This is a genomic window from Pseudomonas sp. O39, assembly GCF_045447295.1.
Taxonomy (GTDB): domain Bacteria; phylum Pseudomonadota; class Gammaproteobacteria; order Pseudomonadales; family Pseudomonadaceae; genus Aquipseudomonas; species Aquipseudomonas antarctica_A.
The window spans coordinates 1-208 of the sequence record NZ_JBJGXV010000100.1 but is presented as its reverse complement, the minus strand read 5'-3'; the positions used below and the strand labels follow the sequence as shown (position 1 = coordinate 208).

Annotated in this window: 1 protein-coding gene; it reads right to left on the bottom strand. The window is 57.7% G+C overall.

All coding sequences use genetic code 11. The features are described 5' to 3' along the window. Positions 1-208, bottom strand: a 208-nt coding sequence (locus ACI77D_RS29480; protein WP_407018125.1) for an Ig-like domain-containing protein, incomplete at both ends; no start/stop codon positions are given.

Sequence of the window (208 nt, the reverse complement as noted above, 5' to 3'; positions counted from 1 at the left end):
TAGGCTGATCAGGTTGCTGGTGTCGGTTATGCCGGCTGCTGGGGTAAACGTCGCGGTATAGGTGATGTTATCCGAGGTGTTCAGCCCGGAAAGCGTACCGTTTTTAGCAGTCAGGTCTGCCAGGGTGAAACCGGTCACTGCCTCGCTGAAAGTGACAGTGACCGTGGTGGCCTGGCCAATGCCCAGCGCCGTATCGGCTACCACAACA